This window comes from Hoeflea sp. EC-HK425 (assembly GCF_902498795.1).
GTDB classification, from domain to species: domain Bacteria; phylum Pseudomonadota; class Alphaproteobacteria; order Rhizobiales; family Rhizobiaceae; genus Hoeflea; species Hoeflea alexandrii.
This window is the reverse complement of the sequence record NZ_LR701572.1, coordinates 3115276-3136260: the sequence shown is the minus strand read 5'-3', so window position 1 is coordinate 3136260 and position 20985 is coordinate 3115276. Positions and strand designations below refer to the sequence as shown.

17 protein-coding genes and 1 tRNA gene are annotated in these 20985 nt (G+C 62.4%); 13 read left to right on the top strand and 5 right to left on the bottom strand.

Annotated elements, in window-relative coordinates:
- The first annotated feature begins 42 nt into the window (after positions 1-42).
- The 5 genes from SPHINGO391_RS17850 to SPHINGO391_RS17830 all read left to right on the top strand — a co-directional run bounded on the left by SPHINGO391_RS17850 (position 43) and on the right by SPHINGO391_RS17830 (position 4590).
- On the top strand, positions 43-1137 hold the full coding sequence (locus SPHINGO391_RS17850; RefSeq protein ID WP_244615233.1) for a polyamine ABC transporter substrate-binding protein: 1095 nt from the start codon (positions 43-45) through the stop codon (positions 1135-1137).
- Between the two features lie 176 nt (positions 1138-1313).
- On the top strand, positions 1314-2453 hold the full coding sequence (locus SPHINGO391_RS17845; protein ID WP_152010104.1) for an ABC transporter ATP-binding protein: 1140 nt from the start codon (positions 1314-1316) through the stop codon (positions 2451-2453).
- A 9-nt stretch (positions 2454-2462) separates the two neighbouring features.
- Positions 2463-2840, top strand: coding sequence for a hypothetical protein (locus SPHINGO391_RS17840; RefSeq protein WP_152010103.1), 378 nt, complete (start codon positions 2463-2465; stop codon positions 2838-2840).
- A 10-nt stretch (positions 2841-2850) separates the two neighbouring features.
- Positions 2851-3759, top strand: coding sequence for an ABC transporter permease subunit (locus SPHINGO391_RS17835; protein WP_152010102.1), 909 nt, complete (start codon positions 2851-2853; stop codon positions 3757-3759).
- Positions 3760-3768: 9 nt separating this feature from the next.
- Positions 3769-4590 (top strand): ABC transporter permease, encoded by an 822-nt coding sequence (locus SPHINGO391_RS17830; protein ID WP_152010101.1) that lies wholly within the window; start codon positions 3769-3771, stop codon positions 4588-4590.
- Between the two features lie 10 nt (positions 4591-4600).
- Here SPHINGO391_RS17830 and SPHINGO391_RS17825 read toward each other — a convergent pair whose 3' ends face one another.
- Together SPHINGO391_RS17825 and SPHINGO391_RS17820 are read right to left on the bottom strand one after the other, a co-directional pair.
- Positions 4601-4843, bottom strand: coding sequence for a DUF6460 domain-containing protein (locus SPHINGO391_RS17825; RefSeq protein ID WP_152010100.1), 243 nt, complete (start codon positions 4841-4843; stop codon positions 4601-4603).
- 117 nt (positions 4844-4960) lie between these two features.
- Complete coding sequence (locus SPHINGO391_RS17820) at positions 4961-6835, bottom strand: AsmA-like C-terminal region-containing protein (RefSeq protein ID WP_152010099.1); 1875 nt, start codon at positions 6833-6835, stop codon at positions 4961-4963.
- Between the two features lie 181 nt (positions 6836-7016).
- Here SPHINGO391_RS17820 and SPHINGO391_RS17815 point away from each other — a divergent pair, with 181 nt between their 5' ends.
- Positions 7017-8972, top strand: a complete 1956-nt coding sequence (locus SPHINGO391_RS17815) for an acetoacetate--CoA ligase (RefSeq protein ID WP_152011616.1) — start codon at positions 7017-7019, stop codon at positions 8970-8972.
- 32 nt (positions 8973-9004) lie between these two features.
- Here the strand turns inward: SPHINGO391_RS17815 and SPHINGO391_RS17810 are convergent, their stop codons facing one another.
- Positions 9005-10075, bottom strand: coding sequence for an FAD-dependent oxidoreductase (locus tag SPHINGO391_RS17810; RefSeq protein ID WP_152010098.1), 1071 nt, complete (start codon positions 10073-10075; stop codon positions 9005-9007).
- A 339-nt stretch (positions 10076-10414) separates the two neighbouring features.
- Positions 10415-14644 (bottom strand): ATP-binding protein, encoded by a 4230-nt coding sequence (locus SPHINGO391_RS17805; RefSeq protein ID WP_152010097.1) that lies wholly within the window; start codon positions 14642-14644, stop codon positions 10415-10417.
- 243 nt (positions 14645-14887) lie between these two features.
- On the opposite strand from SPHINGO391_RS17805, the gene SPHINGO391_RS17800 reads away from it, so the two are divergent.
- A complete protein-coding gene (locus tag SPHINGO391_RS17800) occupies positions 14888-15346 on the top strand; it encodes a phasin family protein (RefSeq protein WP_152010096.1) in 459 nt (152 codons plus the stop codon).
- Positions 15347-15582: 236 nt separating this feature from the next.
- Positions 15583-15659, top strand: a tRNA-His gene (locus tag SPHINGO391_RS17795).
- 74 nt (positions 15660-15733) lie between these two features.
- Here SPHINGO391_RS17795 and SPHINGO391_RS17790 read toward each other — a convergent pair.
- Positions 15734-15970, bottom strand: coding sequence for an Lrp/AsnC ligand binding domain-containing protein (locus tag SPHINGO391_RS17790; RefSeq protein WP_152010095.1), 237 nt, complete (start codon positions 15968-15970; stop codon positions 15734-15736).
- Between the two features lie 349 nt (positions 15971-16319).
- Between SPHINGO391_RS17790 and SPHINGO391_RS17785 the strand changes: the two genes are divergently transcribed.
- From SPHINGO391_RS17785 to SPHINGO391_RS17765, 5 genes are all read left to right on the top strand, one after another.
- Positions 16320-17462 carry an ABC transporter substrate-binding protein gene (locus SPHINGO391_RS17785; RefSeq protein WP_152010094.1) on the top strand — a complete coding sequence of 381 codons (1143 nt, stop codon included), beginning with the start codon at positions 16320-16322 and terminating at the stop codon, positions 17460-17462.
- 183 nt (positions 17463-17645) lie between these two features.
- A complete protein-coding gene (locus SPHINGO391_RS17780; protein ID WP_152010093.1) occupies positions 17646-18566 on the top strand; it encodes a branched-chain amino acid ABC transporter permease in 921 nt (306 codons plus the stop codon).
- Positions 18559-19548: a branched-chain amino acid ABC transporter permease gene (locus SPHINGO391_RS17775; protein ID WP_152010092.1), complete on the top strand. Its 990-nt coding sequence runs from the start codon at positions 18559-18561 to the stop codon at positions 19546-19548. The genes SPHINGO391_RS17780 and SPHINGO391_RS17775 overlap by 8 nt, the downstream gene beginning before the upstream one ends.
- Complete coding sequence (locus SPHINGO391_RS17770) at positions 19541-20293, top strand: ABC transporter ATP-binding protein (protein WP_152010091.1); 753 nt, start codon at positions 19541-19543, stop codon at positions 20291-20293. The genes SPHINGO391_RS17775 and SPHINGO391_RS17770 overlap by 8 nt, the downstream gene beginning before the upstream one ends.
- On the top strand, positions 20290-20976 hold the full coding sequence (locus tag SPHINGO391_RS17765; RefSeq protein WP_152010090.1) for an ABC transporter ATP-binding protein: 687 nt from the start codon (positions 20290-20292) through the stop codon (positions 20974-20976). The genes SPHINGO391_RS17770 and SPHINGO391_RS17765 overlap by 4 nt, the downstream gene beginning before the upstream one ends.
- Positions 20977-20985: the final 9 nt, after the last annotated feature.

Here is a 20985-nt window from a genome sequence, read left to right as displayed (position 1 = left end):
CCGTTTGAGGAGTGGCAAGATCACAAAACGAGAGGAACAGGAATGACCCTGAAAACCCGCCTAATCTCAGCAGCCGTCATGCTCGCCGCATCGACCGTGCTCGCCACCGCCCAGGAGCGCGTGGTCAACGTCTACAACTGGTCCGACTATATTGATGAGTCCATTCTCGAGGAATTCACCAAGGAAACCGGCATCAAGGTTGTCTACGACGTGTTCGATTCCAACGAGGTGCTGGAAACCAAGCTGCTTGCCGGCTCGACCGGCTACGACATCGTGGTTCCGACCGGAACCTTCCTCGCCCGGCAGATCCAGGCCGGCGTGTTCCAGGAACTCGACAAGTCAAAGCTGCCCAACCTCGCCAACATGGATCCGGCGATCATGTCGCGGCTGGAAAAATACGATCCCGGCAACGAGCACGCCATCAACTACATGTGGGGCACCACCGGCCTCGGCATCAATGTCGACAAGGTCAAGGAACGGTTGGGCGACATGCCGCTGAATTCCTGGTCGATCGTGTTTGATCCGGAAAACATCTCCAAGCTTGCCGATTGCGGTGTCTACATGCTCGACACGGCCGATGAGATCGTCCCGGCAGCGCTGAACTATCTTGGCCTCGATCCCGATTCAAACTCCCCCGATGACATCGCCAAGGCCGAGGAGCTGCTGCTCACGGTGCGTCCGAGCGTCAAGAAGTTCCACTCGTCGGAATACATCAACGCTCTGGCCAACGGTGATATCTGTCTCGCCGTCGGCTGGTCGGGTGATATCCTTCAGGCCCGCGACCGCGCTGCGGAAGCCGATCAGGGCGTCACCATCGAGTATGTCATCCCCAAGGAAGGCGCTCTGATGTGGTTCGACAACATGGCGATCCCCGGCGATGCCAACCATGTCGAGGAAGCCCATGAATTCCTCAACTACATCATGAAGCCCGAGGTCATGGCCAAGGCGTCCAACTACGTCTACTACGCCAACGGCAATCAGGCATCCAAGGAGTTCCTCAACGAGGACGTGATTGGCGATCCGGCCATCTATCCCGACGAGGAAACCATCGGCCGCCTTTACTCGACCTCGCCCAAGGATCAGCGCACGCAGCGCGTGCTGACAAGAACCTGGACCAAGGTCGTCACCGGTCAGTGACCCGATCTGAAACCCCCGGTCCGGTGAATGGGCCGGGGGTTTTCACTTCAGCACCGCGCGCCAGACATCGAGCGCAAGGCAAGCTGGAGCGTTTGTGAGAATGCATGCGCGGTATCGCCGGAATGAATAAGGTTGAACGCGACATGCACCGGTATTGATCATGGGGACAGTTGATCATGAAATCATTGGGCAGCATCCGGCGAAGCTTCGAACCGTGGAATGATCCGAACCAGCGCCCCTACATCGCGTTCGAAAACATCACCAAGAAATTCGGCGATTTTGTCGCCGTCAAGGATCTGACCCTACACATCTTCCAGCGCGAGTTCTTCGCGCTGCTGGGCGGTTCGGGATGCGGCAAGTCAACGCTTCTGCGCATGCTGGCAGGCTTTGAAAACCCCACCGAAGGCCAGATCCTGCTCGACGGCGAGAACATGTCCGGCGTGCCGCCCTACAAGCGCCCGGTCAACATGATGTTTCAGTCCTACGCGCTGTTTCCTCACATGAGCGTCGAGAAGAACATCGCCTTCGGCCTCAAGCAGGACGGCATGGCGAAATCCGAGATCGACGACCGCGTCAACAACATGCTCAAGCTGGTCAAGCTCGACCAGTTCGGCAAGCGCAAGCCGCATCAGCTTTCGGGCGGTCAGCGGCAGCGCGTCGCCCTTGCCCGCTCGATTGCCAAGCGCCCCAAGGTGCTGCTGCTCGACGAGCCGCTCGGCGCGCTCGACAAGAAGCTGCGCGAGGAAACCCAGTTCGAACTCATGGACCTTCAGCAGGATCTCGGCCTGACCTTCGTCGTCGTCACCCATGACCAGGAAGAGGCCATGACCATGGCCGACCGGATCGCGGTGATGGATGTCGGACGCATCATCCAGATCGGCACCCCGGCGGAAATCTATGAAGCGCCGAAATCCGAATTCGTCGCCAGCTTCATCGGTGATATCAACATTTTCCGCGGCGAGGTCACGGCGGTCAATGGCGGCGTCGTCGACATCGAGACGCCCGACGGCATGGTCATTCGTTCCGAAACCCCGCATGCCCACGCAACCGGCGAGAAGGCCAGTTTCGCCATCAGGCCGGAAAAGCTGCGGGTCTCCCGGACCAGGCCCGAGGGAGGCATCAATGCCGCTTCCGGCGAGGTCTGGGATATCGGCTATCTCGGCGACATGACCGTGTTTCACATCAAGCTCAAGAGCGGAGATGTGGTCAAGGCGTCGCTGCTCAACGCGGTCCGCACCGTCGAGGATCCGTTCAGCTACGACGAGGAGATCTGGGTCTCCTTCGCCCCGGACAGCGGCGTCGTGCTGAGCAATTGAGGGATGTTCATGCAGAGCACCGAGCCGTCAGACCAAGCTGCCCAGAAAAGGGCCTTCAGAACCAATCGCATCGCCGCGATCGTCATGACCCTGGCCATTGCTGCGGGCCTGCTTGTGCAGCGTCCCGAAGTCGCCCCGGTCTATCTCGGCTATGTCATTATCTCGGTCTATTTCCTCGCTCTCGCCAAAACCTACGGGGTTCTCGTCAAGTCATCTCCGCCCGGCGAGCAGAACTTTGCGGCCTATGTCTCGGTTGCCACCCTGGGTTTTTCCGCGGTCCTGATCGGCGCGCCGCACTTGATCGATCTTTACGGCACCATGGTGCTGGCCGTTCTCTCAATGCTCATGGCGATCTTTCTCGCCCGTGCCATCATCAAGTCGCTATGAGGGTCTCCCGGTGAAACTCATCTCAGCCATCACCCGCCGCCTGGTCATCATTGTTCCCTATGCCTGGCTGCTGATCTTCTTTCTGGTGCCGTTCCTGATCGTTCTCAAGATCTCGTTTTCGGAACCGGTGATGTCGATGCCGCCCTATGCGCCAACCATCGACCTGGCTGACGGCATTTCCGGCATATTTGACGCCTTCCGGCAGTTCAGCTTTTCGAACTATCTCTGGCTGACCGAGGATTCGCTCTACATCAACGCCTATATCTCCTCGATCAAGATCGCCTTCATTTCGACGATGCTCACCCTGCTGATCGGCTTTCCGCTGGCCTACGGCATGGCCCGCGCGCCGTCATCGCTGCGGCCGACGCTTCTGATGCTGGTGATCCTGCCGTTCTGGACCTCGTTCCTGATCCGCGTCTATGCCTGGATCGGCATTCTGAAGCCCGAAGGCCTGCTCAACCAGGCGCTGATGGCCATCGGCCTGATCGACGATCCGCTGATCATCCTCAACACCGACACCGCGGTTTATATCGGCATTGTCTATTCCTACCTGCCGTTCATGGTGCTGCCGCTCTACGCGGCGCTCGAGAAGATGGACTACGCGCTGATCGAGGCGGCGCAGGATCTCGGCTGCACGCCGATCAGCGCGTTCTGGAAGATCACCTTTCCGCTCGCCATTCCCGGCATTGTCGCGGGCTGCCTGCTGGTCTTCATTCCCGCCGTCGGCGAATTCGTCATTCCCGATCTGCTCGGCGGTTCCCGCACGCTGATGATCGGCAAGACATTGTGGAGCGAGTTCTTCAACAACCGGGACTGGCCGGTCTCGTCTGCGGTCGCGGTGCTGCTCTTGCTGATCCTGGTGGTTCCGATCATGTTCTTCCAGCAGATGCAGGCGAAATCCCAGGAAAGCGGACGGTGAGATAGAGCCATGAACACTAGCTGGACCCGCTTCAACATCGCCTCGGTCGTCTTCGGCTTTGCCTTTCTGTACCTGCCGATCCTGCTCCTGGTGATCTATTCCTTCAACGAATCCCGGCTTGTCACGGTCTGGGCCGGCTTTTCCACGAAATGGTATCGCGAGCTTTTCAACAATCAGGGCCTGATGGATGCTGCCTGGGTCACCGTCCGGGTGGGGCTGGTGTCGGCCACCTTCGCCACGGTGCTGGGCACGCTCGCAGCTCTCGCGCTGACCCGCTACACGCGGTTCAACGGGCGCATCCTGTTCTCCGGCATGGTCTTCGCGCCGCTGGTGATGCCCGAGGTGATCACCGGACTGTCACTGCTCTTGCTGTTCGTGGCCGTCGATTTCGGCCGCGGCTTCTGGACCGTGACGCTGGCCCATATCACCTTCACCATGTGCTTTGTCGCCGTGGTGGTGCAATCAAGGCTGATGAGCTTTGACCGCTCGCTCGAGGAGGCGGCGATGGATCTGGGCGCGGGGCCCGTCACCACTTTTCTGCAGATCACGCTGCCGGTGATCCTGCCGGCGGTGATTGCCGGCTGGATGCTGGCCTTCACCCTGTCGCTCGATGATCTGGTGATCGCGAGCTTCACCTCCGGCCCGGGTGCGACCACGCTGCCGATGAAGATCTATTCCCAGGTGCGCCTCGGCGTAACCCCGGAGATCAATGCTGTCTGTACATTGCTGATCGGCGCCGTGGCAATCGGCGTCATCATCGCCTCGGTTCTCAACAAGAGCCGGGAAGTCCGGCGCCTGCGCGACGAACAGGCGGCCTTCGCCAATCACTGACTGTAAGAGGTCAGTTCCGCGGTGGCCGCAGCAGATAGGTGACGAACCAGATCGGCACGATTACCAGCGATCCGAGCACGATGTTGGGGATGGCCCAGGCCGCCCCTTCCTGTAGGGCCGCGAAGACGCGGTCCGGCGTCAGCCCGATCTCCGCCAGCAGTTCGGCTGCCGACAGGTTGAGCGCCGACAATATCGCGCCGGTGATCAGCGACGCCAAACCGATTTTGACAAGTGCCGAAAGCAGCCGCAGCATTATCTGAGCGTTCTCCCTCTCCGTTCGCTGAATGCCAGGTATCTCTCCGACATCACGCGAACCCGATTGTCGCCAAATATGCATGATTTCGCAAGCGTGGCTTGCCCTTGCCGGATTTCACTCGATCACCGGCGAAATCACCGGCTGTGGCCATGATCCGCCGATGAAGAACCGGAGTGCCTCGGCGCCCGGTTGCGTGGCTGCCGTCTGGCCTTCCGCGACCGGCACCGGCGACAGAACGCCTGCAATGGCAAGGCTCGAGCGCGAATAGGGAATGACGCCCGAAAGCGAGAACATCTGCTGCGGACCGATCAGCTCGGCCGTTTCCAAATTGGCCTCGCCATCGGCGATGGTGGCCTCAAAGCGGGCGGAGTTGAAGGCGAAGCCGGTGCCTTCTCCCAGTTGGCCAAGATCGAAGAACCGTTCGGTTCCGGCCAGTTCGCGGAATTTCGCGACATCGAGCCCCGGCACCATGCCCGCCTCCACCGCAAGGTCGATCTTGCCGGTCAGGTCCGACAGGGCCGTGGCCCAGGTCGGGTAGGGCGAGGTGACCTCGAGATCGAGGGACCCGGTGCCCCGCGGCAGCGGACCGGTCAGGCCGACGGCATCGAACAGTCCGCTGAAATTTGTCTTGCGCGCCGAAAGCTGCACCTTGAACCCGCCATCGACGCCTTTCTCCGAAAGCGCAACGCGGCCGATCAGGCTGCCGCCATAGGCGGTCGCGTCGCCGACATCGAAATTGGCGCGACCCCGGTCGACGCGGGCCGCCGCGGCCAGGTTCGAGAGCGCCACCGGCCCGAAACTCGCCGATTGCGCCGACAGCCGCAGGTCGAGCCCGATCTCGCGAAGAAAGCGCGTGTCGATGGTCGAGGCGATGTCCGTGCCGGCCTTGGGCAGCGGAGTGAACGCCTGCAGGAAGGAGGCGATGTCAAGCGAGTTGAACGCCAGAGTACCGGCAATCAGCGGCGGCGCATCTTCGCGCAACTCCATGTCGAGAACGCCGATACCCCGGTTCCGGTCGATGATGATGATCAGGTCGTCGAGCTTGGCCTTGGTCCGCTCGGCCGTGACCTTTGCCGTCAGTTCGAGTGCGCCCAGCGCCTCGCCGGGGCGGATGTCGGTGCCCGACCACTCCAGTGCGCGCCGCACCGAAACGCTCGAAAGCGTAAGCGCGCCCGACAGGAAGTAATTTTGTCCGAGGCTGACCGATCCGCCAAACTCAATGTTGAGCGGCGCCGACGAGATCTTGGCCTCCACCGGCGCGGTGCGGCCGCCGAGCAGCAGCAGTGGCGCCGCGGTCGATCCGGCAAACGTCACCTGCTCGCCGCGGAAGATCGCGGTGATGTTCGCCCGCGCCACCGCCGTAGGCGCCGTCCAGGCCACGGTCCCGTTGATCGCGGTGAGCTTTTCGGCCGCCGCACCTGGATCCCGCACCCATTTGATGGTGCCGTCCACGATGGTGACGGTACCGAGTGCGGCAGACGCGGGAATGATCGCGGTGGCGGGAACCTCTTCGCCCGTTTGCGCCGCAAGGTCCCGCGCCACTGCAGCATCGATCCCGCGCGCCAGCTCGCCGGAAGCCGATGTCCAGTTCGAGGTCGCATCGGGATAGAGCTCGACATTGAAGGTCGGCCGGATCAGCCTGAACTCCGAGAAACTCGGTGCGCCGAGCACCGCCGAGAAAAGATTGAAATTGGCGACGATGCTTTCGGCGCGCATGATCGCATCGCTGGCGGCGAAGGCCGATGGCAGGATTTCGACATTGTCGAGCTGGATCGTCGGGGTTGGCCAGAAGTCCAGAGAGGGCGCACCGCCGAGTGACACTGGATGGCCCGCCCAGGTGCTGATGTCACGCTCGAGGCGGTCGCGCACCACCCCGCTCGACACCGCCAGTGGCAGGCTTGCAAACACGGCCAGGACCGAGACGAGCACGAAAAGCGCACCCGAAATCGCCGCACGTCGCAAGGACCACTGTGCGATGATGAATCCCAACCCTGATACCCCTCCAGATTCCGCCCCGAATGGCGCTGACGGTTCTGGTTAAAGCTTGGTGAACGCGAATGCAATTGGTGACTGATGCTCATGGTTATTGTGCCGGGCTTCGGCATCAAGTTCTGTTTGCATCCGGCACCGCCAATGCTACACCCTGACCCGCATTATCTGGCAGGAGCACATCATGACCGACACCCCGCTGTGGAGCCCCAATGAGCAGGATCTGAAGCAGAGCCCCTGGATGGCGTTTGCGGACTTCGCCGGTGCGCGTGCAGGGCGTTCGCTTGAAGATCCGCTGGCGCTGCACGAGTGGTCGGTCGCCGACCGCGAGGGTTTCTGGTCGGCGCTGTGGGATTTCTGCGGCGTCCGCGGTACCAAGGGCGATCGCAGTCTTGAGAACGGCGACGCCATGCCCGGCGCGCGGTTTTTCCCCGACGCGAAACTGAATTTCGCCGAGAACCTGCTGAGCCGCACCGGGGATGAGCCGGCGATGATTTTCCGGGCCGAGGACAAGGCCGCGCGGCAGGTGAGCTGGGACGAACTGCATGCGCTGGTCTCGCGTCTGCAACAGGCCTTCCACGCCCACGGCGTCGACAAGGGCGACCGCATCGCCGCGATGCTGCCGAACATGCCCGAAACCATTGCCTGCATGCTGGCCTGCGCCTCGATCGGCGCGATCTGGTCTTCCTGCTCGCCAGATTTCGGCGTCAAGGGCGTGCTCGACCGCTTCGGCCAGATCGAGCCGAAACTGTTCATCTCCTGCGACGGCTACTGGTACAATGGCAAGCGCCAGGAGGTGACCGCCAAGCTGGTCGAGATTGCCGCAGCGCTCAAGCCCGGTGCCACCGTGATCGTGCCGACGCTGGATGACGGTGCGGCTGTCGCCGGCGCCGTGGAAGGTGCCGCCACGCTTGCGGACTTCATCGCCGACTACCCTGCCAAGCCTGTATCATTCGAGCCGCTGCCGTTTGCGCACCCGCTCTACATCCTGTTTTCCTCGGGTACCACCGGCATCCCGAAATGCATCGTTCATTCCGCCGGCGGCACGTTGCTGCAGCATCTCAAGGAGCATCGCCTGCATTGCGGGCTCGAGCCGGGCGAGCGGCTGTTCTACTTCACCACCTGCGGCTGGATGATGTGGAACTGGCTGGCCTCGGGGCTGGCGGTCGGGGCAACCCTCTGCCTCTATGACGGTTCACCCTTCCATCCCGACGGCAACGTCATTTTCGACTATGCGGCGGACGAACGCTTCGCCGTCCTCGGCACCTCGGCCAAGTTCATCGATGCCGTCCGCAAGGCCGGGCTCGAACCCCTCAAGACCCACGATCTGTCATCGCTCAGGCTCTTGACCTCGACCGGTTCGCCGCTGTCGCCGGAAGGCTTTTCCTTTGTCTATGAGGGTATCAAGCCCGACGTGCACCTGGCCTCGATTTCCGGCGGCACCGACATTGTCTCCTGCTTCGTGCTCGGCAATCCGGCGCTGCCGGTCTGGCGCGGCGAGATCCAGGGACCGGGCCTCGGCATGGCCGTCGATGTCTGGGACGACAGCGGCAAGTCGGTCACCGGCGAAAAGGGCGAACTGGTCTGCACCAAGCCGTTCCCGGCCATGCCGATCGGTTTCTGGAACGATCCGGGCGACGAGAAATACCACGCCGCCTATTTCTCCCGTTTCGACAACATCTGGACCCATGGCGACTTCGCCGAATGGACCGGCCATCACGGCATCGTTATCCACGGCCGCTCGGATGCGACGCTCAATCCCGGCGGCGTGCGTATCGGCACCGCCGAGATCTACAACCAGGTCGAGCAGATGGACGAGGTAGTCGAGGCCATCTGCATCGGCCAGGACTGGGACGACGATGTCCGCGTCATCCTCTTCGTCCGCCTTGCAGACGGCGTGAGCCTGGATGATGACCTCAAGGCGAGAATTCGTGCCAAGATCCGCTCCGGCGCCTCACCCCGCCACGTGCCCGCAAAGATCCTGGCCGTCACCGACATTCCGCGCACCAAGTCCGGCAAGATTGTAGAACTCGCCGTCCGCGACGTGGTTCACGGCCGCCCGGTCAAGAACCAGGAGGCGCTCGCCAATCCGGAAGCGCTGGGCCTGTTTGCCGGGCTGGAAGAGCTGAAGGGATAGGTCGCGCCGCGCACTGCTCTTCGCCTCTCGCGTCAGAGGCGCTCTCCAAGCAGCTCCGATGCGGCCCGTTCACCCGACAAGAGTGCACCTTCGATGAGGCCGGGGCTGATCTCCGAGACCTCGGAGACCGCGAAACGAAGCCGTCCGCCGAGATGTGGCTGCCTCAGGACCGCGGGAGCCAGATCCGGGTGCTGCGCGGCTTCGGAGAGGTCCATTCCGGTGGCGATACGGGAATTGGTCGCCCAGTCCTGCACCACCAGCTCAAGGGGGTGGCCGGCGGCCTTGCCGAAGCTGGCCGAAAGCTGGTCGAGGATTGCCTGCCGTAGGCCTTCCGGGTCCTTTTTGCGCTGTTCCGGTGACCAGCTCACAAAGCCGAATATTGCCGCGGTCGTGTTGTCGGCGCTGCAATGATCATGCGCCTCGAACAGTGGGCCGTTGCGGCTGACGATCCTGCCCGACAGTCCGGCATCTCGCCAGAACGGCCGCTCGTAGAGAGCAACAGCCTTGGCCTGGCTGCTCATCCAGGTTGGCGTCCCGCTGAGGGCATCAAGCAGGCTTGCCGGAGCCCAGGGCAAACGCATGCTGACGGCTGCCACGCGAAGCGGAACAGAAACGATCACCTTTCCCGCTGTGAGGGTCTCGCCCGAACCGAGGTGGATTTGCAGCTTGTCGGGGCCGTCTTCGGTAATCCCGGTCACGGCAGCGGATGTGCGGATCCGGGCGGTACCCACAATGCCGGCAAGGGCATCAATGAAGGCTGACGGACCGCCGGCGATGCGAACCATTCCATCCTGGCCCGGGACAGGCTGGCGGAACGGCGCAGGCCCGTATCCGGTTATGACGGCGTCCCCGTCGTTGAACTGCTCGAAGGTGGTGATGCCGAGCCTGTCGAGCCACCGTGCCGCTCCGGGTTGATATTTCGGCCAGACCCAGGTCGGCCCCAGATCGGCCAGCGCGCGGTTGCTGACCGGGTCACGCACCGCACGAATACGGCCCCCGATATGGCGGTCGGCTTCAACAATCTCAACGCTGGCTCCGGCCTGACCCAATATGGCGGCTGCAGTGAGGCCTGCCAGACCTGCGCCGATAACGACTACGTCCAAGATATGTTTCCTCGTCGATTGTGCGGTGCGGCTGGCTTGACCGGCTTTCTTGTCACCTCTTCAGCGACTGTGGTCAGTAGCTTTCCGAAGACCGTGCTCTGCCTTATTTCCTAACAAAACCTTACCGCGGAATTTAACCAAGCCTTTTGAAGCAGGCTATTTCAGTAAAATCTTAAATAATCCGGCAAGGACCGGGCAAGGATTTGCGCGCATTACTGTGGGCAACCTTGGGGTTTCAATTTTACCTTCCAGGTGTTGGTTAGCACTGATGCAATTACACAACGGGGACCCGATCAGGTCCCCGTCTTTTTTGCTCAACCGGCTGAAAACATTCTCACATCAATCGGCCAGCACCCGCTGCGGCGGGAACGAGATCGACACCAGCGTGCCTTCGCCCGGTGCCGAGACAATCTCGAACTGGGCGCGGTTGGCCTCGACCATCGCCTTGGTCAGCGGCAGTCCGAGACCGGTTCCGTCGCCGCGCTGCCGCGGTCCGGGGCCGACCTGGCCGAACGGCTTCATTGCCTGCTCCAGTTCCTTGCGGTTCATGCCGATGCCGGTGTCGCGGATACGGATCATCACATTGCCGGACGGCTCATAGGAGGTCGACACCACGATCTGCCCGCCTGACGGCGTGTAGCGGATGGCGTTGGACAGCAGGTTGAGTGCGATCTGCTTGATCGAGCGCTGGTCGGCGACGACGTCCGGCACGCTGGCCGACAGGCTGGTGCGGATGATCACCCGTTGGCTGTTGGCCATCGGCTGCAACAGCGATACGCTTTCGGCTAGATGGTCGTTGAGCGAGACTGACACGAACTCCATGCTCACCTGGCCGGCTTCGATCTTGGAAATGTCGAGCAGGTCGTTGACGATGTCGAGCACATGCTTGCCCGAATTGCCGATGTCGTGGGCGTATTCGAGATAACGCGGGCTGCCGATCGGTCCGAACCGCTCCTCGACCATCATTTCGGAAAAGCCGATGATGGCGTTGAGCGGGGTGCGGATCTCGTGGCTGACCCGGGCAAGGAAATCGGACTTGTGCGAGTTGGCGGTTTCGGCCGCGCGCTTGGCATTGCGCAGCTCTTCCTCGGTGCGTTTCCACTGGGTGATGTCACGCAGCACCGCGCAATAGCCGTTCGAGCCCGACAGCCGGCCGATGGTCATGAACAGCGGCAGGAAGCCGCCCGAAGCCTCGCGTCCGATCACTTCGCGGCCGTCATTGAGCACGCTCGAGACGCCGTGATCGGTAAGCCCGCCGACATAATCCATCACCGCGCGCTGGCTCTCATGGGCAAACAGCATGGCGAAGGGCTGGTCGCGGGTCTCGGCCTCGTCGTAGTTGAACAGCGCGCAGGCCGAACCGTTCATCGAGCGGATGCTGCCGTCATTGTTGAGGATGACGACGCCGTCGGTGGCAGTCTCCAGGATCGAGCGCAGTTCCTGCGCCTCGATCGCCAGTGTGCTGGTTTCGGGAAACGCGTCCTCATCCCGCTCCGGCTCTTCGGCAGCGTCGTCTTGCGCGCCGACCAGCTCCAGAGGAGCGGTGACCGGGGGCAAGGTTTCGCGTGGCGACAGCGCCAGCAGCAGAGCCTGGCCGTCGCCCCAATTGACCGAGCGCAGCCGGGCGGTGACTTCCCGCCTGCCGCCATCGCCACGGCGCACGAACAGCCCGCCATCACTGGAAGCCTCGTTCTCGCCCGGGCGTTCGAGCAGATGATCAAGACCGCCGCGTTCGGCCAGTTCCGCAAGTGACCCGTAACCGGTCAGCTCGAGGAATTCGGCATTGCCGTGGATCAGCTCGTCGCCGGAATGCACCAGCAGTGCTGCCGGGATCGCGTCGATGATGCCCGCATCCATGCCCGAAGCCATGCCCTGGCGCGCCGGCAACGCGAACGCCGATGGCAGCGGTGCGGGCGAGGCGGTCCCGGTGACTGAGGACTCTTCGACGGAGGGCTTTTCGGCGGAAGGCTCGTCGGTCATTGCCGGGGCGGATGCTTCGCTCTCGCCTGCATGAGCGGTTGCGGCCACATCATCCGCGACGCTCAAACCCGTCGCTTCGGTTGCGTCCGCACCGGTCTCCGCCTGGTCCCCCGGGCTTTCGGCCTGGTCCGTACCAGCTTCCTTGTCTTCAATGCCGGACTGGTCATCCGCGCGCGGTGGCTCTGCCCGCTTGCCGAACGGTTGAGGCGTGTCCGGCTGTTCCGGGACAGGAGACTCGGACTTTGCCTCCGGAGTCTCCGCGGATGCGTCTGCCGGTGGTGTCGATGTCTCGCTCAGCCGCGCGCCGATTTCGCGGAAGGCTGCCTGCTCGCCCGGCGACAGGCTTTCGCGGGCCAGGCGCGGCCGGTGTGCTTCCAGGCTGATAACCTTGTCGCTCTCGCGCCGCATCGGTGTTTCCACCAGGCGGATCGCCGGACGCTCGCCGCGGAACGGATCATTGTCGTCGATCTTGTCCTGGCTGTTGCCCGCATCGTCGGTCAGATCTCCAGCGTCTGCTTCCTCCTCGTCAAGGATGTCCGAACCGGCGTCCACACCGTCCATCTGGGCCAGGTCCTCGATGTCCTTCTCGAGATCGCGCAATTCGAGATCCGCATCATCATCCACGCCCGCGATCTCTAAAGCGGCGTCACCGGTCGTTTCCTCGGTGACGAACGGCTTTTCGCCCTCGGAGGCGGTTTCATCAGCGAGAGGCGACATGCGTCCTGGCACAAGGGCGAGGCCAAGCGCTTCCGGGTCCGAACGGGCCTCGCCGATCCGGACAATGCCGAAGCCGCGGAAACCGTCGAAGCGGCGGTCGCGGGTGTAGGTCGGCAGCGCCGCCAGGTCGACCGGGGTGACCAGGTCGGTGCCCTGGATCGGCCAGAACACGGTTTTGCCCGACCAGGTGTCGCGACGGTTGAGCAGGTCGGAAATGACATGATCGGGATCGAGGTTGAACACCCGCGCCAGGTCCGGGAACTTGCGGCCGATGATATCGGCCGAGTGCGGACCGACGGCGGCGGCGAATTCCGGCGAGACTTCGCTGAACTCGCCATCCCGGTTGATCTTCCAGACGAACCGCGCCGGCTTTGCGTCGGGATCGAACTGGAACTCCGGCATGGCAGCGGCAGCCGTTACGTCCGGTATGAGGTCCCGTTCGACGTCTGCTTCGGCTTCCGTCTCCGGCTGATCGTCTTCCACGCCAGCCTCTTCCGGGCGCACGTTCTCGCCATCCCCAACGACTCCATCGGCGGAGACTTCGTTGTCCACTTCCTCGCCTGAGACGTCGTCCTCTGCGGAGGTTTCATCCGCAAGCTCGGGCGCATCATCTTGAGCGGATGCATCGTTTTCCGTGGCGATGGATTCCGGGTCGGCCGGTTCGTCGTCTTGGGCCACCAGCTCCTCGCCGGAAGCCGCAATTTCGCCCGGTTCGCGGGAACTCAGTTCCGTGCTGGTGTCGTCTTCGGAAACGGCGCTCCCGGTTTCGATGCTTGCCGCATCATTGTCTGTATCATCCGGCTCCTGGGGCACTTCGAGGCCGCGCGCGTCCTCAAAGGCGGTTGGGATTTCGGTGTCCCGTTCCGCCGCCTTGGCCAGCCGTGCATTGAGTTCGTCGCGGATCCGCCTGGTATCGAAGAAGGTCTGGCGCCGCGGCTGCTCCTCCGCCGCGGGTTGATCCGTGCTTTCCGCATCACCGCGGGCAGGGTCCTCGACCGGCGTTTCGTCCGGCGTCTCGCTGTTTGCGCCAACATCGCCCGTGGGCTCATTGTCCGCGGGGTGTTCGGCCGTTTCAACGGGCGCCGTTTCTGCCTCGTCGGTGGTTTCGGTCTGCTCCTGCAGGACCGGGTCCTGGTGCGCTTCGCCCGATGCGTCATCGTCGATCCTGGCGCCGGTGTCCGCCGAGGCAACGACGGTGTCGTCGACAGGTGCCTGTTCGACGGCAAACAGCAGGTTGAGTGCCGGATCGTCAGCCAGCCTTCCGATCGCCGTCGGCATCGCCCCGTTTGGCGCGTCCGTCATCCGTTTGACCAGCCGGTCGCGCGCGTCGGCCACATCCACCACCATCCGCTCGATATCGGCCTTGGCGAGACCGATCTCGTTGAATGTGCTCGAGGCTGCCAGAACCTGGCCGCGTTCGTCGAGAACCGCGACATGGGTTCCCGTGCCCTCGAACCCGGCAATGATCTGCCGCGCCCGGGCGCCGGGCGCCAGCAGCTGCCCGGCCTGGCTGCTGGTCAGGAGCAGAGCCTGTGCGCCGTCCGGGAGCACAATTTCCTCAAGATTTGCGGGCGCCATCACCCGCGAGAAGCCGCTTGCGGAGCGGACCATGAAATTTTGCGGCCTGCCGGTGCGCGACAGCCCGCTGACCGCGCTCTCGATTTGCCGTCGCATCGACGACTGCCGGCCCAGCCCCTCGTCCAGAACATCATAGATGTTGGAGAAGCCGAAAAGCTGTGCCGCGGCGCCGTTGGCCCACAGTACCTCACCGAGATCGCGGCTCAGCACTGCCACGGCATCGCCCTTGGCAAAGTGATCGCGGACGGAAGCATGGACCGCAAGATCGATGAACGGATAATGATGTGCCGGCATGGGTGGAATTCCAGTTTGGGCCTGTGTGTCCCCTTCCTCGGGGGAATTAAGGGTTTATTAATAGCTTTGCCGCCGCCAGCGGTCCAGCAAACCGGCGCTCAACCGCGCTCATTTGTCTCGAAACGGTTAATGGATGGCGCGTTGCACAATAAATGTTGCACTGCACAATAAGCTGTGCTATACAATTCTTGAAATTGAAACGGGGCCACGAACGGTCCCACTGATGCTTCAAGGAGAAGTGACATGGCGACCAAGAAAACCACCACATCCGCAGAAATGTTCGAATTCCCGACCTTCGACGTCAGCAAGATGACCGACAGCTACCGCGAAATGGCTGACAAGTCGGTCAACCAGACCAAGGAAGCCTACGCCAAGGCCAAGACTGTTGCCGAAGACGCCACCAAGGCCATCGAGTCGACGCTCGAAACTGCCCAGGCTGGCACGGTCGATCTGAGCCTCAAGGCAATCGACGCGGCCCGCGGCAATGTCGAGCACTCGCTCTCGCACATGGAAGCCCTGCTCGGCGTCAAGTCGGTCGCCCAGATGATCGAACTGCAGACCGGCTACTTCCGCAAGCAGGCTGAAATGATGGCCGATCAGGCCAAGACCATGCAGGAAGCCGCTCGCAAGCTCGCCGAAGACGTTTCCAAGCCGGCCAAGACCGTTGCCGAAAAGGCCATGAGTGAAATCAAGGCTGCCTGAAGTCTTCAGGCACCGACCTGAATTCTTCCTGCATTGAAATGAGAAAAGGCCGGACCCTGTGTCCGGCCTTTTTCGTTTGTGCACGGTTTGCAGGACCCGCCGCCTCGACGCCTTCAGGTGGATTTTTCAGCGGGTGAATTTCAGAAAACCGGCCTGAAACCTCTTGCAAAAACCACCTGCTGCCAGTATGTGAGCGGCAACAAAGCGGCACGGACATTGTCCCTGTCAGCTGGCGTGCGGTTGTAGCTCAGTTGGTTAGAGCGCCGGATTGTGGATCCGGAGGTCGGTGGTTCGAGCCCACCCAATCGTACCACTCTTTTTTCCGGTCATGACCAGTTTTCGCGCCTTCTGGACCTCGTGACCGAGGGACAAACTCCCCCGGCCTGCTCAGAACGCCTTGAAGGTCAGGATCGTGTGGGTCCGCTCGACGCCCGGAACGGTGTGAAGATTGTCGGCGACGAACCGGCCGATGTCGACATCGTCCTCGATGTAGAATTTCGCCATCAGGTCGAACTGTCCGCTGACCGAATAGATTTCGGACGCGATCTCGCGATTGGCGATTTCATCGGCCACCGCGTAGGCCTGGCCAAGTTTGCATTGAAACTCCACGAAAAAACACTGCATCGCCGATCTCCTCTTGCCTTGCCGGATGACAACCGTTTTCCCCTTGGAACCATGCCCGGCGCCCGGGTGCAAGGGACAATCACGCTGCACCCTTATTTATTTTAAGCTTAAAAAAAGTACTGGAATTCTTCAAATCGGCTGATAAGGTCGCAGTCAATGGCGATGATCGGAGCGTCAGACGGCGTCTTCTGGCGTTGAAAGCCGCTCCGGCATTCGAAACAACGCATGCATGTGCTGGCTGGCGGGATTTGCCCGGCATCACATGCAATCGTCGCCTGAAGGGGATAAAATGGCTTCGACCGGACCGCAACAAGGCCGGCGCTGCACAAAACACAGAGAGGAAAAATCAATGAAGAAGACAGTCATGAGTCTGGCGGCTGCCGCGTCGCTGCTCGCCGGTGTATCGATGGCCGCTGCAGAGCCGGTCAAGGTCGGCATGATCACCACACTTTCGGGTGGCGGCGCCTCGCTCGGCATCGACGTGCGCGACGGCTTCGAGCTGGCGCTGAAGCAGTCCGGCCGCACCGACATCGAACTGATCGTCGAGGACGACGCCCAGAAACCCGACCTCGCCGTGCAGCTTGCCGACAAGCTGATCCAGTCAGACAAGGTCGACATCATGACCGGCATCATCTGGTCCAACCTGGCGATGGCCGTTGTTCCGGGCGCGGTTGCCCAGGGCAAGATATACCTCTCCCCGAATGCCGGCCCGTCGGCGCTTGCAGGCGCAGGCTGCAACGAGAACTATTTCAATGTCGCCTGGCAGAACGACAACCTGCATGAAGGCATGGGCGCCTACGCCACCACCGCAGGCTTCAAGAAGAGCTTCATCCTGGCCCCGAACTACCCGGCCGGCAAGGATGCGCTGACCGGTTTCAAGCGCTTCTTCAAGGGCGAGGTGGTCAAGGAGATCTACACCCAGCTCGGCCAGACCGACTATGCCGCCGAAATCGCCGAGATCCGCGCTTCCGGCGCTGACAGCGTCTTCTTCTTCCTGCCCGGCGGCATGGGCATTGCCTTCATGAAGCAGTATGCCGGCGCCGGCGTTGACGTGCCGTTGCTCGGCCCCGCCTTCTCCTTCGACCAGAACATTCTGCAGGCCGTCGGCGATGCAGCGCTCGGCGTCAAGAACACCTCGCAGTGGTCCAAGGACATCGACAACGAAACCAACAAGGCGTTCGTTGAATCCTATCAGGCAGCCTACGGCCGTCTGCCCTCGCTCTATTCCAGCCAGGGCTTCGACACCGCCAACCTGCTGATCTCGGCCATGGATGCGGCCCCGATCTCTGACAAGGATGCGTTCCGCGCAGCCCTGAAGGCCGCCAACTTCAAGTCGACCCGCGGTGATTTCAAGTTCGGTTCGAACAATCACCCGGTCCAGGACATCTATGTCCGCGAAGTGGTCAAGGAGGGTGATGTCTTCACCAACAAGCTGATCGGCGTTGCCCTTGAAGATCACGCTGACGCCTACGCGGCTGATTGCAAGATGTGATCGTCAATCGTCCTTGCCGGGCGGACCTCCCATGGTCCGCCCGGTTTGTTTCCGACAGCGCCGCGCATCCGGTCGGATGCGCAAAGTCCGCTGTTGCCTGTTGAACCAATGCATGTGCGCTATCGCTCGAATGGAGCCATTTGAACGCGACATGCATTCTCACTGGTGCGAGCCCGGTAGACGATGACCGTTGCCCTTTTTCTCGAGCAGATCCTCAACGGCCTGCAACTCGGCGTCATGCTGTTCCTGATGGCGGCCGGCCTGACCCTGATCTTCGGGGTCATGGGACTGATCAATCTTGCCCATGGCTCGCTGTTCATGGTCGGCGGCTTCGTCTGCGCGGCGGTCGCTGCCTGGACCGGTTCCTTCTGGATCGGGCTGGTCGCCAGCCTTGCCGCTGCCGCCGCCCTGGGCGCGCTGGTCGAAATCATTGTCATCCGCAGGCTATATGACCGCGATCACCTCGATCAGGTGCTTGCCACATTCGCACTGGTGCTGATGTTTTCGGAAGGTGTCCGCTTCGTCTTCGGATCCTTCCCGCTCTATCTCGACCCGCCCGCCTTCCTGTCCGGCCCGGTGACGCTGCCCGGCGGCATGCTTTATCCCGCCTACCGGCTGGCGATCATCATCGCAGGCCTTGCGGTCGCTGCCGGGCTTGGACTGCTGATCAGCCGCACAAGGCTGGGCATGCAGATCCGAGCCGGCGAGGCCGACCGCGAAATGATCGCGGCGCTTGGGGTCGACATTCGCTTTCTCTACACCGTCGTCTTCGCCCTCGGCGCAGCCCTTGCGGGCTTTGCCGGCGCGCTGATCGGCGCCATCCAGTCGGTGCAGATCGGCATGGGCGAGCCGGTGCTCATTCTCGCCTTCGTCGTCATCGTCATTGGCGGCATCGGCTCGATCCGCGGCGCGCTTGTGGCGGCCCTTATCGTCGGTCTCGTCGATACGCTGGGGCGCTTCCTGCTGCCCACCTTGCTGGCCAATGTGATGGAAGCCTCCGCCGCCCGCGGCGTCGGCTCTGCGATCGCCTCGATGCTGATCTATCTGCTGATGGCCGTCGTTCTGGTGTTCAAGCCAAAGGGGTTGTTTCCTGCCAATGCCTGAGTTTGTCACCGAACATCGTCTCAACATCCTGCTGGCGCTGATCCTTCTCGGTGGGCCGCTTGTCGCCCATTTTGCCGATGAGCCGTTCCTCGTCACGCTCGCCACCCGTGCCACCATCCTGGCGCTCGCCGGCGTCGGTCTCAACATCGCACTGGGGCTTGGCGGTCTCGTCTCCTTCGGCCACGCGGCATTTTTTGGTGTTGGCGGTTATGCCGTGGGCATTCTCGCCAGCCACCATCAGACCTACGAGCCGCTGATGACATCGCCGTTCGTCATCAACGGCACCAACCAGATGCTGGTGCTGTGGCTGGTCGCGGTTCTGGTCAGCGGCCTGGCGGCGCTGGTGATAGGGGCGCTGAGCCTGCGCACGTCCGGCGTCTACTTCATCATGATCACGCTGGCCTTCGCGCAGATGATCTACTATTTCGCCATTTCCTGGCCGGCCTATGGCGGCGAGGATGGCCTGTCGATCTATGTCCGCAATGCCTTCCCGGGTCTCAACACGCTTCGTCCGCTCGATTTCTTCCTGCTCTGCTACGCGGTGCTGATCGTGGTGCTGCTGGCACAGTGGAAAATGACCGGTGCGCGCTTCGGCATGGCACTGCAGGCCGTCCGCCAGAACGAGGGTCGCGTCGCCGCACTCGGCCTGTCGCCCTACCGGATCAAGCTCGCGGCCTTCGTGATATCCGGCATGGTCACCGGCCTCGCCGGCGCGCTCTATGCCGATCTCAACCGTTTCGTCAGTCCGACGATGATGTCCTGGCATCTTTCCGGCGAGATCATGGTGTTCATCATTCTGGGCGGCGTTGCACGGCTGTTCGGCCCGGTGGTCGGGGCCTGCCTGTTCGTGCTGTTCGAACATGCCTTCGGCAGTATCACCGAGCACTGGCAGTTCTTCTTGGGCGCGGCGCTGCTGGCCGTCGTTCTGTTCGCTCGGGGTGGCTTCATTGGCCTGGTCGCGGGGAGGGTGCGCCATGACTGAACCGGTACTGGAGCTCTCCGGGCTGAGCAAATCCTTCGGCGCCCTCAAGGTCACCGATGCCGTCGACCTCGATCTGAGGCCCGGCGAGATCCATGCCCTGATCGGCCCCAACGGCGCCGGCAAGTCGAGCCTGATCAAGCTGGTTGCCGGCGAGCTCGCCGCCGATGCCGGCTCGATCCGATTTGATGGCCACGAGATCAGCGATCTCGACCAGATCGAACGCGCACGGCTGGGGCTTACCCGCACCTTCCAGGTTTCCTCGCTGATCCCGGATTTCTCGGCGCGCGGCAATGTCATGTTCGCGGCCCAGGCCCGGCACAAATCGATCTTCGGTTTCTTCCGCCAGGTTTCCCGCGACAGGGAACTGATCGACGAGGCGATGGAGGCGCTGGATCGTGTCGGTTTGAGCGACCGTGCGGCTGTCCGCGTCAGCGAACTCTCGCATGGCGAGAAGCGGCTCCTGGAAATCGCCATGGCGCTGGCCATGCGCCCGCGCATCTTCCTGATGGACGAGCCGATGGCCGGTCTCGGCCAGGAGGGCTCAGCCAAGCTGATCGGCTTTCTCGACAAGCTGCGCACGCAAGCACCGATCCTGCTCATCGAGCACGACATGGATGCCGTCTTCCAGCTGGCCGACCGCATCTCGGTCCTGGTCTCGGGCAAGATCATCGCCCGTGGCACCGCCGACGAGATCCGCAATCATCCCGAAGTGCGCACTGCCTATCTCGGGGAGGATGCGGCATGAGCCTGCTTCAGGTAAAAAAACTCGAGGCATTCTATGGCGCATCGCAGGCGCTGTTCGGCGTCGAACTGGAAATCGCCGAGGGCGAGCTGGTGGCGCTGATGGGCCGCAACGGCATGGGCAAGACCACCACCGTGCGCGCCATCACGCGTATGCTGCGCACCACCCGCGGCGAGATCCGCTTTGACGGCCGCGATGTTACCGCGCTGCCCTCATTCCGGGCTGCACGGCTGGGCATCGGCCTAGCGCCCGAAGGGCGTCGCTGCTTTGCCAATCTCTCGGTTTCCGAAAACCTCATGGCCTCGGCCCGATCCGGCCCCTGGGACATCGACAAGGCCACGGAACTTTTCCCGCGTCTGGGCGAGCGGTTGACGCAGAGTGCGGCGACGCTGTCGGGCGGCGAACAGCAGATGCTGGCGATTGCCCGCGCCTTGCTGACCAATCCGCGACTGCTCATTCTCGATGAGGCGACGGAGGGGCTGGCGCCGGTGGTGCGCCACGAAATCTGGGCGGCGATCGCCAGGCTCAAGCAGGGTGGTCAGTCGATTCTGGTGATCGACAAAGGCTTCTCGGAGCTCCGCGCCGTGGCCGACCGGTGCGTCATTCTCGCCCGCGGCGAGACCGTCTGGACCGGCCCGCCGGCAAGTCTCACCCGCGAGGTGGAAACCGAATTCCTGGGAGTCTGAAATCCGGAC

Bases quoted from the DNA above. Each gene is read 5' to 3' on its own strand.
- SPHINGO391_RS17775 (WP_152010092.1), top strand. From the start codon at position 18,559: ATGCCTGAGTTTGTCACCGAACATCGTCTCAACATCCTGCTGGCGCTG.
- SPHINGO391_RS17850 (WP_244615233.1), top strand. From the start codon at position 43: ATGACCCTGAAAACCCGCCTAATCTCAGCAGCCGTCATGCTCGCCGCA.
- SPHINGO391_RS17805 (WP_152010097.1), bottom strand. From the start codon at position 14,644: ATGCCGGCACATCATTATCCGTTCATCGATCTTGCGGTCCATGCTTCC.
- SPHINGO391_RS17765 (WP_152010090.1), top strand. From the start codon at position 20,290: ATGAGCCTGCTTCAGGTAAAAAAACTCGAGGCATTCTATGGCGCATCG.
- SPHINGO391_RS17825 (WP_152010100.1), bottom strand. From the start codon at position 4,843: ATGCTGCGGCTGCTTTCGGCACTTGTCAAAATCGGTTTGGCGTCGCTG.
- SPHINGO391_RS17840 (WP_152010103.1), top strand. From the start codon at position 2,463: ATGCAGAGCACCGAGCCGTCAGACCAAGCTGCCCAGAAAAGGGCCTTC.
- SPHINGO391_RS17790 (WP_152010095.1), bottom strand. From the start codon at position 15,970: ATGCAGTGTTTTTTCGTGGAGTTTCAATGCAAACTTGGCCAGGCCTAC.
- SPHINGO391_RS17770 (WP_152010091.1), top strand. From the start codon at position 19,541: ATGACTGAACCGGTACTGGAGCTCTCCGGGCTGAGCAAATCCTTCGGC.
- SPHINGO391_RS17785 (WP_152010094.1), top strand. From the start codon at position 16,320: ATGAAGAAGACAGTCATGAGTCTGGCGGCTGCCGCGTCGCTGCTCGCC.
- SPHINGO391_RS17780 (WP_152010093.1), top strand. From the start codon at position 17,646: ATGACCGTTGCCCTTTTTCTCGAGCAGATCCTCAACGGCCTGCAACTC.
- SPHINGO391_RS17800 (WP_152010096.1), top strand. From the start codon at position 14,888: ATGGCGACCAAGAAAACCACCACATCCGCAGAAATGTTCGAATTCCCG.
- SPHINGO391_RS17830 (WP_152010101.1), top strand. From the start codon at position 3,769: ATGAACACTAGCTGGACCCGCTTCAACATCGCCTCGGTCGTCTTCGGC.
- SPHINGO391_RS17845 (WP_152010104.1), top strand. From the start codon at position 1,314: ATGAAATCATTGGGCAGCATCCGGCGAAGCTTCGAACCGTGGAATGAT.